The organism is Pseudonocardia lutea (assembly GCF_042658055.1).
GTDB classification, from domain to species: domain Bacteria; phylum Actinomycetota; class Actinomycetes; order Mycobacteriales; family Pseudonocardiaceae; genus Pseudonocardia; species Pseudonocardia lutea.
Genome location: NZ_JBHSQK010000063.1, coordinates 33,940 through 47,677, shown reverse-complemented (window position 1 = coordinate 47,677; position 13,738 = coordinate 33,940). Strand labels below are relative to the sequence as shown.

Sequence of the window (13,738 nt, the reverse complement as noted above, 5' to 3'; positions counted from 1 at the left end):
GCCGCATCGGGCTGGGCGGGCGCCCGGCCGCCGTCCGCGCCGACGACGCCCGGCACGCGGACCCGGCCTGGACGGACGACCCGCTGCTCTCCCGGCTGCTGCAGGCGCACCGGGCCGCCCGGGACTCCGCGCTGGAGCTGGTCGAGGACCTCGCCGCCGACGCCGACGACGCCGACCGGCTGCGGGTCGCCGTCGCCCGGCTCGCCGACCTCCTCGCCCCCGGCACGAACCCGCTGCTGCACCCGCGCGGCCTGCGCGAGGCGCTGCGCTCCGGCGGCGCGAGCGCCGTCCGGACCGTGCGGGCCCTGCGCGCGGATCTCGCGTCGCGCCCGCGCCTGCCGGAGGGCCACGCGCGGCTCGAGCCCGGCGTCGGGACGGCGAGCGCCCCGGGTGCCGTCGTGCTGCGCACCCCGCTGTTCGAGCTGCTCCACTACCTGCCGGCCACGGAGCAGGTCGCCGAGGTGCCGGTGCTGGTGGTGCCGGGCGTGGTCAACCGCTTCCACCTCGTCGACCTCGCCCCGGACCGCAGCCTGGTCCGCCGCCTCGTCGAGGCCGGCCAGCAGGTGTTCGCGCTGTCCTGGCGCGACCCTGGCCCCGAGGACGCCGGGCGCGGGCTCGACGCGTACGCCGAGGCCGTCGCCGAGGCGCTGGGGGCGTGCGAACGGATCTGCCGGGTGGACCGCACCACGCTGCTCGGCATCTCCACCGGCGGGCTGCTCGCCGCGGCCGTCACCGCGCGGCTGGAGCGGCAGGAGCGGGTCGCGGCGCTGGTGCTGGCCGGCACCACGCTGGACCGCGAGCGCTCGCGCACGGGGCCCGCCGCCGCCCCGGTCGACGACGACGACGTCCGCGCCGCCGTCGCCGCCGTCGGCCGGGCGGGCCTGCTCGACGGGCGCCGGCTCGCCGAGATCCACGCCCTGCTCTGCCCGGAGGCGCTGGTCTGGCCGGCCTGGGAGCGGCGGTACCTCGGCGCCGGGACGGGCCGGCCCGATCCGCTGCGCGCCTGGAACCTCGACGCGCTGCACGTGCCCGCCGCGCTGTTCCGCGACCTCGCCGAGCTGGCGCTCTCCGGCGCGCTGACCCGGCCCGGCGCGGCGCGCGTGCTCGGCGGCCCGGTGGACCTCTCCGCGGTGGACCGGGAGGTCTACCTGCTCTCCGGGGTCGCGGACCGGGTCGGGAGCTGGCAGGCCGTCTACCGGACCTCGCAGGTGCTGGGCGGCAAGTGCCGGTTCGTGCTGGTCCCCGGCAGCACCGCGGCCGCGGTCGGGTACGGCACCAGCGCGCACCGGGTCGCCGCGGGCGCGGTGTCGGCGGGCAACCCGGCCGACGCCGAGCGGTGGCGGGCGGCCTCGCACGTCGAGCAGGGCTCCTGGTGGGAGGACCTCGTGGCCTGGCTGGGCGAGCGGTCCGGGGCCGTCGTCGACGCACCGCCGGAGCTGGGCGGACGCGGGCTGCACCCGATCCACCCGGCCCCGGGCACCTACCTCTCCTGGGCCACCCCGGCCGGCCCGCTCTCCCCGGGCCCTGCCACCACAGCGGCCCTCCGGTGGCCGGGAACCTAGGGCACGACGGTCACGGGCCAGCGCCCGGCCCGCACCACCCGCACGGCGACCGATCCGAACAGCTTGTGCCCGGCCTGCACGCTGGCCCCGACGAGGATGGCGTCGGCCCGCTCCCGCTCGGCGACCTGCGTCAGCGCCAGGACCGGGTCGCCGACGACCACCTCGAAGGCCACATCGACGCCGTACTGCGGGCCGAGCTCCTCGACCCCGGCGCGCAGCTCCTGCAGCAGGGTGTCGGCCTGCGGGTCGGCGACGACCGACGCGGCCAGCGGCACGGCCGTGGCGAAGGCGACGGACGGCAGCCGGTCGGCGTACACCGCCACGACCCGGCCGCCCTGCCGGCGGGCCTGCCCCACGGCGTAGTGCAGCGCCCGCCAGCCCGTCTCGGAGCCGTCGATCCCGACCACGACGGCCCGCGGGCCGTCGCAGCCGTACTCGAAGCTCACCGCCGGCCGCTCTCGTGCTCCAGCGCCTGCTCGGCGAGGATGGCCTCCTCCTCGACCGCGGGCACCTGCGTGACGGCCTCCTCGGCGGCCGCGTCCTCGGCCGCGGCGTCCTCGTCGGCGTCCTCCAGGGCGCGGTGCACGGTGCTCAGCAGCAGCGCTCCGGCGAGGACGACGACGGCGGCGATCCAGAACGGGACGTGCACGTTCAGGCCCTCGGCCAGCAGCCCCGCGACGAACGGGGCGAGGCCGCCGCCGATGAACCGGACGAAGCCGTAGGTGGCGCTGGCGACGTTGCGGGGCACCGGCGAGATGCTCATGACCGCGGTCGTGACCAGCGTGTTGTTCAGCCCGACGAAGGCGCCGGAGAGGATCACCGCGACGATCACGGTGGGCACGGTGCCGGCGAAGGTGCCGATCACCGCGAGGATCACCGCGATGCAGACCAGGCTGCCGTAGAGCGTGCGGGCGGTGCCGAAACGGCCCTTGAGCCAGGTGGCGCCGAACACCGCGAAGAGTGCGACGAGCACGCCCCAGGCGAAGAACACGGCCCCGAGCCGCAGCGCCGAGAGGTTCATGAGGAAGGGCGCGTAGCCGAGCAGGGTGAAGAAGCCCCAGTTGTAGAGCAGGCCGACCAGGCTCGTGGTGCGCAGGCTGCGGTGGCGCAGCGCGGTCAGCGGCTCGGAGAGCTTCGACGGCTGGGCGGGCCTGGGGGTGCTGTCGACGAACACCAGGGTCGCGACCAGCGCGATCAGCATCAGCGCCGAGACGCCGAAGAACGGGCCGCGCCAGGAGATGTTGCCGAGCAGGCCGCCGAGCAGCGGCCCGGAGGCGATGCCGACGCCCAGCGCGGTCTCGTAGAGCACGATCGCGCCACCGAACCCGCCGCTGGCGGACCCGACGATCACGGCGAGGCTGGTGGCGATGAACAGGGCGTTGCCGAGGCCCCAGCCGGCGCGGAAGCCGACGATCCCGCCGATCCCGCCGGCCAGCGCGGCCGCGGCGGCGAAGACGACGATCAGCGCCAGCCCGATGACCAGCGTGCGCTTGGCGCCGATCCGGCTGGACACCCAGCCCGTGACCAGCATGGCCACCGCGGTGACCACGAGGTAGCTGGTGAACAGCAGCTCGACCTGGGTGTGGCTGGCGTGCAGCTGGCTCGCGAGCGCGGGCAGGATCGGGTCGACGAGACCGATGCCCATGAACGAGATGACGCAGGCGAAGGCGACGGCCCAGACCGCCTTCGGTTGCCGGAACAGACTTGCGGACGTGCCGTGAGAACTCACGACGGCTCCCCCTCGGTACGGGTCGGGCGGGTGGTCGGGGTGCCGGCGGCCTCGTCGTCGGGCCCGGTGGGGCCGGCGGGGGTCGTCGGGGACGGGGTGTCGATCAGGGCGGCCAGGGCGCACGTCGCGCCGAGCAGCGCGCGCCGGTCGTCGGCGGACAGGGTGGTGATCCGGTCGGCGAGGAGCGCCGTGCGCCGGGCGTGCCGCTCCGTGTTGTAGGCGCGGCCCGCGGCGGTGGCCGAGACGAGCGTCGCGCGCCCGTCCGACGGGTCGGGGGCGCGCTGCACGAGCCCGGCCGCCTCGAGCCGGCTCACGATGCCGGTCATGCCGGGCTGTGAGGCCCGCTCCTGGACGGCCAGCTCCGTGACCCGCCGGGGGCCCTGGCGGTCCAGGTCGTCGAGGACGGACAGGGCGACGGCGTTCCACTCCTCGCCGCGCAGCGTGCGGCGCAGCCAGCTCGCGGTGCGTTCGAGGACCTGGGCGAACTCGGCGACCTGCGCGTCGTCGCGCGCCGGGCTCGCGGGTGCCGTGGGAGTCACGCGAACCATTACATCACGCAACTATATAAGTCGTCGATGCAGTGTGAGCGACACCCGGATCCCGGAGCGGTCGAACACCCGTTCTACGGTCAACCTGGACGTTCCGCCCGGCAGGAGAGGGAGCACGTGACCGCCGAGACCGACACCACCTCGACCGACACCACCTCGACCGACACCACCTTGACGGGCACCGCCCCGACCGACACCGGCCCGACCGGCGGATCCGCGACCCCCGGGGCGAGCTCCGCCTCCACCCCGGCGACGGAGCCGGCCGGCAGCGGGGCGACCGGGACCGCACCGGCCGAGCCGGGCCCGCGCAAGCGGGGCCGGCCGAAGGGCTCGACGGCCCGCACGACCCGGGTGGTCGAGCTGACCCTCACGGTCAGCGGCACGGCCGACGGCGAGTGGCAGGCCGAGCTCAAGCGCGGCACGACGTGGCTGGCCCGGGCCCTGCCGGTGTCCGCCGGCGCGGTGCAGAAGGCGGCCGCCGAGCTGCACGCGGAGATCTCCGGCCCGATCGAGGAGGTCATCGGCGAGGCACGGGCCACCCGGGAGGCGAAGGTCGCCGAGCTCGAGGCCCAGCTGGAGCAGGCGAAGAAGGCGCTCGCCGAGCTGGACTGAGCCTTCCGGCGGGCCCGGCCCGCGGCGCCGGCGCGGAGCTGTGGACAGGTCCCGAACACACCGCGGGGGGCTCGCCGGTTCCGTCGGTGCGCGTCGCTAACTTGACCCACGTGTGGGTGGTGCACCGGGCCGAGCGGGCCGACCGGCTGGCCGACGCGCTCGCCGAGGTGATCGGCGGGCCGGCGGCGGACCCCTTCGTGCCCGAGATCGTCGCGGTGCCCGAGCGCGGGGTCGAGCGGTGGCTCGGGCAGCGGCTCGCCCACCGCCTGGGCACCGGCGGCGGGAGGGACGGGGGCGCGGACGGGGTGTGCGCCAACGTCCGGTTCCCCCCTCCCGGCCAGATCCTCGCCGAGGCGGTCGACGCGGCGACCGGCACCGACCCGGAGACCGACCCCTGGCACCCGGCGCGGGCGGTGTGGCCGCTGCTGGAGGAGGTCGTGGCGGCCGTCGAGGTGCCCGGCGAGACCTTCGCCGCCCTGGCCGCGCACCTCTCGCAGAGCGGCGGCAGCCGGACCTACGCCGTGGCCCGCCGGCTCGCGGACCTCTTCGCCGGCTACGCCGTGCACCGGCCGGACATGCTCCGGGCCTGGTGGGCGGGCTCGTCGGAGGGCGTTCCGGAGGACCTGTGCTGGCAGGTGGAGCTGTGGCGGCGGCTGCGCGCCCGGATCGGCGTCCCGGGTCCGGCCGAGCGGCTCGAGCAGGCCGAGCGGGCGCTGCGCGCGGACCCGGGCCTGGTGGACCTGCCCGGGCGGCTGTCGGTGTTCGGCCCCACCCGGCTGGCGGCCGAGCACCTCGCCGTGCTGTCCGCGCTCGCCGAGCACCGCGAGGTGCACCTCTGGCTGCCGCACCCCTCCCCCGCGCTGTGGGAGAAGCTGTCCGCCTCGCAGGGCGCCGCCGTTCCGCGCCGCGCGGACGAGTCGGCGAACGCTGTGGTCAACCCGCTGCTGCGCTCCCTGGGGCGGGACGTCCGGGAGCTGCAGCTGCGGCTGCCGGCCGCGGTCGAGGTGGTCCACCACCCGGTCGGGCCGGCGCCGGCGACGCTGCTCGGGCGCCTGCAGCAGGCCCTGCGCGAGGACCACGTCCCCACGGGTGAGCTGCCGCTGCTCGATCCGGGTGACCGCAGCGTGCAGGTGCACGCCTGCCACGGCCCGGACCGCCAGGTCGAGGTGCTGCGGGAGATCGTCCTCGGCCTGCTCGCGGCCGACGAGACCCTCGAACCGCGGGACGTGATCGTGATGTGCCCGGACATCGAGGCGTTCGCGCCGCTGATCTCGGCGTCGTTCGGGCTGGCGGTCACGGAGGCGGTCGGCCCCGACCAGGCGGACACCCACCCCGGGCACCGGCTGCGCGTCCGGCTCGCGGACCGGGCGCTGCGCCAGGCCAATCCCCTGCTCGGCACGGTGTCGGCGCTGCTCGAGCTGGCCGACTCCCGCGTCTCGGCCTCCCAGGTGCTCGACCTGGTCGGCTCCGCGCCGGTGCGGCGCCGCTTCCGGCTCGACGACGACGCGCTGGACCGGATCGGCGAGCTCGTGGTGCGGGCGGGGGTGCGGTGGGGGCTCGACGGCGAGCACCGCCGCCCCTTCAAGCTCGACGGCTTCCCGCAGAACACCTGGTCGGCGGGGCTGGACCGGATGCTGCTCGGGGTCGCCATGGCCGAGCGGCCGGGCGAGCAGGGCTGGCTGGGCACCGCCCTGCCGCTCGACGACGTCGACTCCTCGGACGTCGACCTCGTCGGCTCGCTGGCCGAGATCCTCGACCGGCTGCGCACCACGCTCGACGCGCTCGCCGGCCCGCAGCCGCTCACCGCATGGGTCGCGGCGCTGCTCGACGGGCTGTCCGCCCTCACCGCCACGACGGCGTCGGAGGCCTGGCAGGAGGCGCAGGCGCGGGCCGAGCTCGCCGAGGTGGTGCGCTCGGCCGGGCCGCAGGGCGGCACCGTCCCGCTCACCCTGTCGGACGTCCGCGGCCTGCTCGCCGACCGGCTGCGCGGCCGCCCGAGCCGGGCGAACTTCCGCACCGGCACCCTGACCGTCGCCACCCTGGTGCCGATGCGCTCGGTGCCGCACCGGGTCGTCTGCCTGCTCGGGGTGGACGACGGGGTGTTCCCCCGCACCGGCGCGCCGGACGGGGACGACGTGCTGGCCCGGGACCCGCGCGTCGGCGAGCGGGACCCGCGCAGCGAGGACCGCCAGCTCCTGCTCGACGCGCTCACGGCGGCCACCGAGCACCTGGTCGTGGTGCACTCGGGCATGAACGAGCGGACCGGGGCGGACCGGCCGCCCGCGGTCCCGATCGGCGAGCTGCTCGACGCCGTCGACGCGACCGTGCGGGTACCCGCCGGCTCCCGCTTCGCCACCGCGAGCGAGGCGATCACGGTCCGGCACCCGCTGCAGCCCTTCGACCCCCGCAACTTCACCCCGGACCTCACCGGGGGGCGCGCACCGTTCAGCTTCGACCGCAACGCGCTGGCCGGTGCCCGGGCGCTGCAGGGCGAGCGCCGGCCGGTGCCGCCGTTCCTGGCCGCGCCGCTCGCACCGGCGGACGGCGCCGACACCGTCGAGCTCGACGACCTGGTGCGGTTCCTCGAGCACCCGATGAAGGCCTTCCTGCGGCAGCGGGTCGGCATGGTGCCGCGCTCGGAGGACGAGGAGCCGGCCGACGCGCTGCCGGTGAGCCTCGGCGGGCTCGACGAGTGGGCGGTCGGGAACCGGATGCTGCGGGACCGGCTCGCGGGCGCCGACGCCGAGCACTGCACCCAGGCCGAGTGGCGGCGCGGCGAGCTGCCGCCCGGCGCGCTCGGGCGGGCGGTGCTGGAGAAGGTGAGCGGGGCGGTCGAGCCCCTGGTGGCGGCCAGCGCCGAGCTGCGCGTGGGCGAGCCGGGGTCGCGGGACGTCGCGGCGGTGCTGCCGGGCGGCGACCGGGTGGTCGGCACGGTGGCCGGGCTGTACGGCACCACGCTCGTCACGGTCGAGTACTCGCGGCTCGGCCCGAAGCACCGCCTGCGGGCGTGGGCGCGCCTGCTCGCCCTCGCCGTGACCAGGCCGGACACGCCGTGGCGGGCCGTCACACTCGGCCGGGCCCGCGGTGGCGGCGCGGCCCGGGCCACGCTGCGCCCGCTCGGCGCCGAGGAGGCCCGCGCGGCGCTCGCCGACCTGGTCGCGCTGCACCGCGAAGGGCTGTGCGAGCCCCTGCCGTTGTCCACGCCCTGCGCGGCGGAGTACGCGAGGGCGCGCCGGAGCGGTGCCGCCGCGCGGGACGCGGAGTCCGCGGCGGGCCGGGAGTGGAAGTTCGAGAAGGAGGACGAGTCGATCGTGGCGGTGCTCGGGGCGGAGCCCGAGTTCGAGGCGCTGCTCCGGGTGCGCGACGCGGACGGGGTGTCCCGCTTCGGGGCGCTGGCCGAGCGGCTGTGGCGGCCCCTGCTCGCGGTCGAGCACCTGGAGGTGCTGTGACCCAGGCGCTGCTCACCCATCCGCAGTTCGAGGTCGACGGCCCGCTGCCCGAGGGCACCACCGTGCTCGAGGCCAGCGCCGGCACCGGCAAGACCTACACCATCGCCGCGCTCGCCACCCGGTACGTGGCGGAGGGCGTCGCCGAGCTGCCCGCGCTGATGCTCGTCACCTTCGGCCGCGAGGCCACGCAGGAGCTGCGCGAACGGGTCCGGGAGCGGCTCGGCGCCACCGAGCGGGGGCTGGCGGCCGGGGTGCCGTCGGCCGACCCGGTCGTGCGGCTGCTGCAGCAGGGCACGCCCGAGGAGGTCGCGGCGCGCCGGGCCCGGCTGCGGGCGGCGCTCGCCCAGTTCGACGCCGCGACGATCGCGACCACGCACCAGTTCTGCCAGCAGATGCTCGCCGGGCTGGGGGTGGCCGGCGACAGCGACCCCGACGCGGAGTTCGTCGAGCACGTCGACGACCTGCTCACCGAGGTGGTCGACGACTTCTACGTCCGCAAGTACGCCGCGCCGGGCGCCGGGCGGCCGGACTTCGACCGCGAGGAGGCGCTGGCCCTCGCCCGTCGGGCCGTCGGCGACCCGCAGGCGCGGCTGGAGCCCGCCGACGCGGGCCCCGCGTCCGCGGCCGGGGTGCGGTACAGCTTCGCGAAGGCGGTCCGCGGCGAGGTCAACCGGCGCAAGCGGGCCCGGCGGCTGTTCAGCTACGACGACATGCTCACCCGGCTGGCCGGCGCGCTGCGCGACCCGGTGCGGGGCGAGGCGGCCCGCGCCCGGCTGCGCGCCCGGTACTCGGTGGTGCTGGTCGACGAGTTCCAGGACACCGACCCGGTGCAGTGGGAGATCCTGCGCCGGGCCTTCCACGGGCACGTCACGCTCGTGCTGATCGGCGACCCGAAGCAGGCGATCTACGCCTTCCGCGGGGCGGACGTCGTCTCCTACCTGGCGGCGGCGCAGGAGGCCGGCGCGCTGCGGACGCTGGGCACGAACTACCGCACGGACGAGGCGTTGCTCGAGGCGCTCGACGGGGTGTTCGGCTGCGACGAGGATCACGGGGTGGCGCTGGGATCGGACCAGATCGTCGTCCGGCCGGTGGCGGCCCACCACACCGCGCGGCGGCTGGCCGGGGCGCCGTCCGACGCCCCCTTCCGGCTGCGGGTCGTGGACCGGGACCGGCTCGAACCGCTCACCGGTCGGCGGCTGGGCCGCGCGCAGAAGGCGCGCGAGGTCGTGGCGGAGGACGTCGCCGCCGACGTCGCCGCCCTGCTCGCCTCTTCCGCGACCGTCGAGGACCGGCCGCTGCGCGCCGGGGACGTCGCGGTGCTGGTCCGGACCAACGCCCAGGGCGTCCAGGTCCGGGAGGCGTGCACCGCGGCCGGCGTCCCGGCGGTGCTCACCGGCACCACCAGCGTGTTCTCCACCGAGGCCGCGGCCGAGTGGCTGACCCTGCTCGAGGCCGTCGAGCAGCCGCAGCGCACCACCCGCCTGCGGGCCGCGGCACTGACCTGCTTCGTCGGGCACACCGTCGAGGAGCTGTGCGGCGAGCGGGCCGAGGAGCTGATCGACGAGCTGGGCGCCGACCTGCGCGCGTGGCACGCGGTGTTGGCCGAGCGGGGCGTCGCGGCCCTGCTGGAGGCGGTCACCAGCCGCACCCGGCTGCCGTCGCGGCTGCTGGGGCTGCGCGAGGGCGACCGGCGGCTCACGGACGTCCGGCACATCGGGCAGGTGCTGCACGGGGCGTCGCTGGAGCGGCACCTCGGGCCCTCGGCGCTGGTCGAGTGGCTGCGCCACCGCATGGCCGACGCCGCGCGGGACACCACGACCGAGCGGAGCCGGCGCCTGGAGTCCGACGCGGACGCCGTGCAGATCGTCACGGTGCACCGCAGCAAGGGGCTCGAGTTCCCGGTCGTCTACGTGCCGTTCGGCTGGGACCGGTGGGTCAACGACAAGGCCGACGTCCTGCTCGTCCACGACGACGAGGGCGCCCGGGTCCTCGACGTCGGCGGCGCCGTCGGCCCGCACCACGGCGAGCGGCTGCGGCGGCACCTCGAGGAGGAGGCCGGCGAGGACCTGCGGCTGATGTACGTCGCGCTCACCCGGGCGCGCTGCCAGGTCGTGGCCTGGTGGGCGCCGACCACCACCACCGAGTGCTCGGCCCTGCACCGGCTGCTGATCGGGCGCCCCGCCGCCGGCACCGTGCCGGAGGCGGGGTACCGGATCCCGTCCGACGCCTCCGCGCTGGAGCTGCTGCGGTCGGTGCCGGGCCTCGCCGTCGAGACGCTGTCGGACCGCGCTCCGGCTCCCGCCCCGGCCCGCGACGGCGACCCGCCGGAGCTTGGCGTGGCCCGGTTCGCGCGCCGGCTCGACGCGGCCTGGCGGCGCACCTCCTACAGCGCGCTCACCGCCGACGCGCACGGGCACCACGCGGCCGTCGAGACCCCGGAGCGGCCGACGCCGGGCGTCGGGTCCGAGCCCGAGGCGCCGGGCAAGGACGACGAGGCCGAGCTCGAACTGCTCGACGTCACGTCCGAGCTCGGGGCGGACGTGCCCTCGCCGATGGCCGACCTGCCGCTGGGCACCGCGTTCGGCACGCTGGTCCACGCCGTCGTCGAGCACCTCGACACCACCGCGGCCGACCTGGCCGCCGAGCTGCGGGCCCGGGTCGACGACGAGCTGGCCCGGCAGCCCGCCGAGGTCGACCCGGAGGCGCTCGCGGCGGCGCTGCACCCCGTGATCGAGACGCCGTTGGGTCCGCTGGCCGGCGGGCGGGCGCTGCGGGCGATCCGGCCCGCCGACCGGCTGTCCGAGCTCGACTTCGAGATGCCGCTCGCGGGCGGCGACACCCCGTCCGGGGAGGTCACGCTCGGCGACCTGGCCCCGGTGCTGCGCCGGCACCTGCCCGACGGCGACCCGCTCGCGGGCTATCCCGACCTGATCGCCGCCCCCGGCCTGGCCGGCCAGCCGCTGCGCGGGTACCTCACCGGCTCGATCGACGCCGTGCTGCGGGTCGACGGCCGCTACCTCGTCGTCGACTACAAGACGAACTGGCTCGGCCCCTCCGGCCCGGGCGGGCGGGAGCCGCTGACCGCCGCGCACTACGCCCCGCCGGTGCTCGCGGCCGCGATGCAGGCAGCGCACTACCCGCTCCAGGCGCTGCTCTACTCGGTCGCGCTGCACCGCTTCCTGCGCTGGCGGCTGGCCGGGTACTCCCCCGAGCGACACCTCGGCGGTGTCCTCTACCTCTTCCTCCGCGGGATGTGCGGGCCGGACACCCCGCAGGTCGAGGGCACCCCCTGCGGCGTCTTCGGGTGGCAGCCGCCCCCCGCCCTGATCGCCGAGCTCTCGGAGGTCCTCGACGCCCGCCCGACCACGCCCACCCATGATCACCGTCCCGGACCGCCGGCGGCCATGGAAGGCGCGGAAGCGTCCGAACCGGCGATCATCCGGGACGCCGCCGCTCCGAGCCCTGCCGCTGCTGTGCCCATCCATGATCACCGCTCGGGACCGGTGGCGGCCGATGGTGGCACTGAACGGTCCGGGACGGCGATCACCGCACCGGGCCCGGCCGCGGCGTCGACCCGTGATCACGAGGCGGGACCGATGAGGGCCGCCAGCGGCGGCGAAGGGTCCGGGACGGCGATCACCGGCGGTGAGGGGGCTCGCGAGGAGCTGCCCCTCGAGCTGCCCGAGCCTGCGGGGGCGCCGGGTCCCCGCGAGCGGCCCGGCCCGCGTTCCCGCAGACCCGCCGCGGATGCGCCCGCGGAGGAGCCCGGGCTGTTCGACCTCGGCGACCTCGGCGACCTCGGAGGACACCGGTGAGCGTCCCGCAAATCGCGGCCCCGCCCGTCCCGCCGGAGCGCGACCCCTACGACCTGCGCACCGCCCGCACGGCGTCGGGCCTGCTCGGCGCCTTCAACGTGGCCGGGGTGCTGTCGGCCGCGGACGTGCACGTCGCGACCCGGCTGGGCCGACTCGGCGGCGATCCCCGGGGCGAGCCCGAGGAGGTGCTGCTGGCCGTCGCGCTCACGGTCCGCGCCATCCGCAACGGCTCGGTCTGCGTCGATCTCGCCGAGGTCGCGCACACCGTGCTCGGCGAGGGCGAGGAGTCGGTCGACGTCTCGGCCCTGCCGTGGCCCGAGCCGCAGGCGTGGCGGGCCGCCGTCGAGCGGAGCCCACTGGTCGCGGGCGGCGCCGACGCGGCCGCCGGGCGCCCGCTGCGGATGATCCCGGTCGCCGGCGGGCGGGGCCTGCTCTACCTCGACCGTTACTGGGCCGAGGAGGAGCTCGTGCGCCGCGAGCTGCGCGAGCGCGCCGCCGCCGAACAGCCCGAGGCCGATGCCGACCGGTTGCGCGCGGCCCTCGCCCGGCTGTTCGACCGGCCGGCCGGCGCGGACGCCCCCCGAGGAACCGACCTGCAACGGCTCGCCGCCGCGGTCGCCGCCCTGCGCCGGGTCACGGTGCTCGCCGGCGGCCCCGGCACCGGCAAGACCACCACGGTCGCGCGGCTGCTCGCCCTGCTGCACGACCTGCACGAGGCCGGCGGCCAGCCCTCGCCGCTGCGGGTCGCGCTCGTCGCGCCCACCGGCAAGGCGGCCGCGCGGATCGGCGAGGCCGTCGCCCACCACACGGCCGAGCTGCCGGTGGAGGACCGGGCCCGGGTCGGGTCGCCGTCGGCCGCCACCATCCACCGCCTGCTCGGGCGGCGGCCCGGCTCGTCGAGCCGTTTCCGGCACGACCGCTTCAACCGCCTCCCGCACGACGTCGTGGTCGTCGACGAGACCTCGATGGTCTCGCTGACCCTGATGGCCCGGCTGCTCGAGGCGGTCCGGCCCGACGCCCGGCTCGTGCTGGTCGGCGACCCGGACCAGCTGGCCTCCGTCGAGGCCGGTGCGGTGCTCGGCGACCTCGCTCGCGCGGGCGGGCGACCCGAGCCCCAGCTCGACACCAGGCTGCGGGCGGTCGGGGCCCTCGCCGAGGAGGACCCGCCGGTGGTCCACGGGGTCGTCACGCTGCGGCACACCTGGCGGTTCGAGGGCGGGATCGCCGAGTTCGCCGGCGCCGTGCAGGCAGGCGCGGCCGACGCGGCGGTCGCACTGCTCCGCGAGGGCCGGCCCGACCTGGTGTTCGTGGAGAGCGACCTGGAGGTGCGGGAGCCCGCGGGCCTGGAGGGGCTGCGGGCGGACGTCGTCGAGGCCGCCGGCGGGCTCCTCGCCGCGGCCGTCGCGGGGCGCACCGCCGAGGCGCTCGACGCCCTCGACCGGCACCGCCTGCTCTGCGCCCACCGCCGCGGCCCGTACGGCGTCACCCGGTGGGGGCCGGAGGTCGAGCGCTGGCTCGCGCAGGCGCGGCCCGGGTTCGACGAGGTCGAGCCCGGCCGGCCCGGACCCTGGTACCCGGGGCGCCCGCTGCTCGTCACGGCCAACGACTACGACCTCGGGCTCTACAACGGCGACACCGGGGTGGTCGTGCGCCAGGAGGGTGCGCTGCGGGCGGTGTTCGGCCGGCCCGACGCCCCGCAGTCCTTCGCGCCCGCCCGCCTCGGCGCGGTGCAGACGGTGCACGCGATGACGGTCCACCGCAGCCAGGGCAGCCAGTTCGCCCGGGTGACCGTGGTGCTGCCGCCGCCGGACTCGCCGCTGCTCACCCGGGAGCTGCTGTACACGGCGGTGACCCGTGCCCGCACCGCCGTGCGGGTCGTCGGCAGCGAGGACGCGGTCCGCGCGGCCGTCGCGCGCCCCGTCAGCCGGGCCAGCGGCCTGCGCGAGCGGATGGGGTGAACCGCGGCGGCGATCATGACCTTCGCCACTCGGAGGCCCACCGACCAGGGCGAACCCGACAGTCC

Annotated in this window: 8 protein-coding genes; 5 read left to right on the top strand and 3 right to left on the bottom strand. The window is 77.1% G+C overall.

Annotated features, from left to right (window positions below; translation table 11 throughout):
* Positions 1–1,562: alpha/beta fold hydrolase (locus tag ACFQH9_RS22965; protein WP_379568782.1), on the top strand; the 1,562-nt coding region annotated here is incomplete at its 5' end.
* Here ACFQH9_RS22965 and ACFQH9_RS22960 read toward each other — a convergent pair.
* From ACFQH9_RS22960 to ACFQH9_RS22950, 3 genes are read right to left on the bottom strand one after another with little or no spacing between them, the layout of a single operon-like run.
* Complete coding sequence (locus ACFQH9_RS22960) at positions 1,559–2,008, bottom strand: universal stress protein (protein ID WP_379568780.1); 450 nt, start codon at positions 2,006–2,008, stop codon at positions 1,559–1,561. The genes ACFQH9_RS22965 and ACFQH9_RS22960 overlap by 4 nt on opposite strands.
* A complete protein-coding gene (locus ACFQH9_RS22955) occupies positions 2,005–3,291 on the bottom strand; it encodes an MFS transporter (RefSeq protein WP_379568778.1) in 1,287 nt (428 codons plus the stop codon). The genes ACFQH9_RS22960 and ACFQH9_RS22955 overlap by 4 nt, the downstream gene beginning before the upstream one ends.
* Positions 3,288–3,830, bottom strand: coding sequence for a MarR family winged helix-turn-helix transcriptional regulator (locus ACFQH9_RS22950; RefSeq protein WP_379568776.1), 543 nt, complete (start codon positions 3,828–3,830; stop codon positions 3,288–3,290). The genes ACFQH9_RS22955 and ACFQH9_RS22950 overlap by 4 nt, the downstream gene beginning before the upstream one ends.
* Before the next feature lie 126 nt (positions 3,831–3,956).
* Between ACFQH9_RS22950 and ACFQH9_RS22945 the strand changes: the two genes are divergently transcribed.
* The 4 genes from ACFQH9_RS22945 (at position 3,957) to recD (ending at position 13,673) form a co-directional block, all read left to right on the top strand.
* Positions 3,957–4,451 (top strand): DUF6319 family protein, encoded by a 495-nt coding sequence (locus tag ACFQH9_RS22945; protein WP_379568774.1) that lies wholly within the window; start codon positions 3,957–3,959, stop codon positions 4,449–4,451.
* A gap of 86 nt (positions 4,452–4,537) precedes the next feature.
* Positions 4,538–7,900 carry an exodeoxyribonuclease V subunit gamma gene (gene recC / locus ACFQH9_RS22940; protein WP_379568772.1) on the top strand — a complete coding sequence of 1,121 codons (3,363 nt, stop codon included), beginning with the start codon at positions 4,538–4,540 and terminating at the stop codon, positions 7,898–7,900.
* Positions 7,897–11,715, top strand: coding sequence for a UvrD-helicase domain-containing protein (locus ACFQH9_RS22935; RefSeq protein WP_379568770.1), 3,819 nt, complete (start codon positions 7,897–7,899; stop codon positions 11,713–11,715). The genes recC and ACFQH9_RS22935 overlap by 4 nt, the downstream gene beginning before the upstream one ends.
* Positions 11,712–13,673: an exodeoxyribonuclease V subunit alpha gene (gene recD, locus ACFQH9_RS22930; RefSeq protein ID WP_379568768.1), complete on the top strand. Its 1,962-nt coding sequence runs from the start codon at positions 11,712–11,714 to the stop codon at positions 13,671–13,673. Before ACFQH9_RS22935 ends, recD begins: the two co-directional genes overlap by 4 nt.
* Positions 13,674–13,738: the final 65 nt, after the last annotated feature.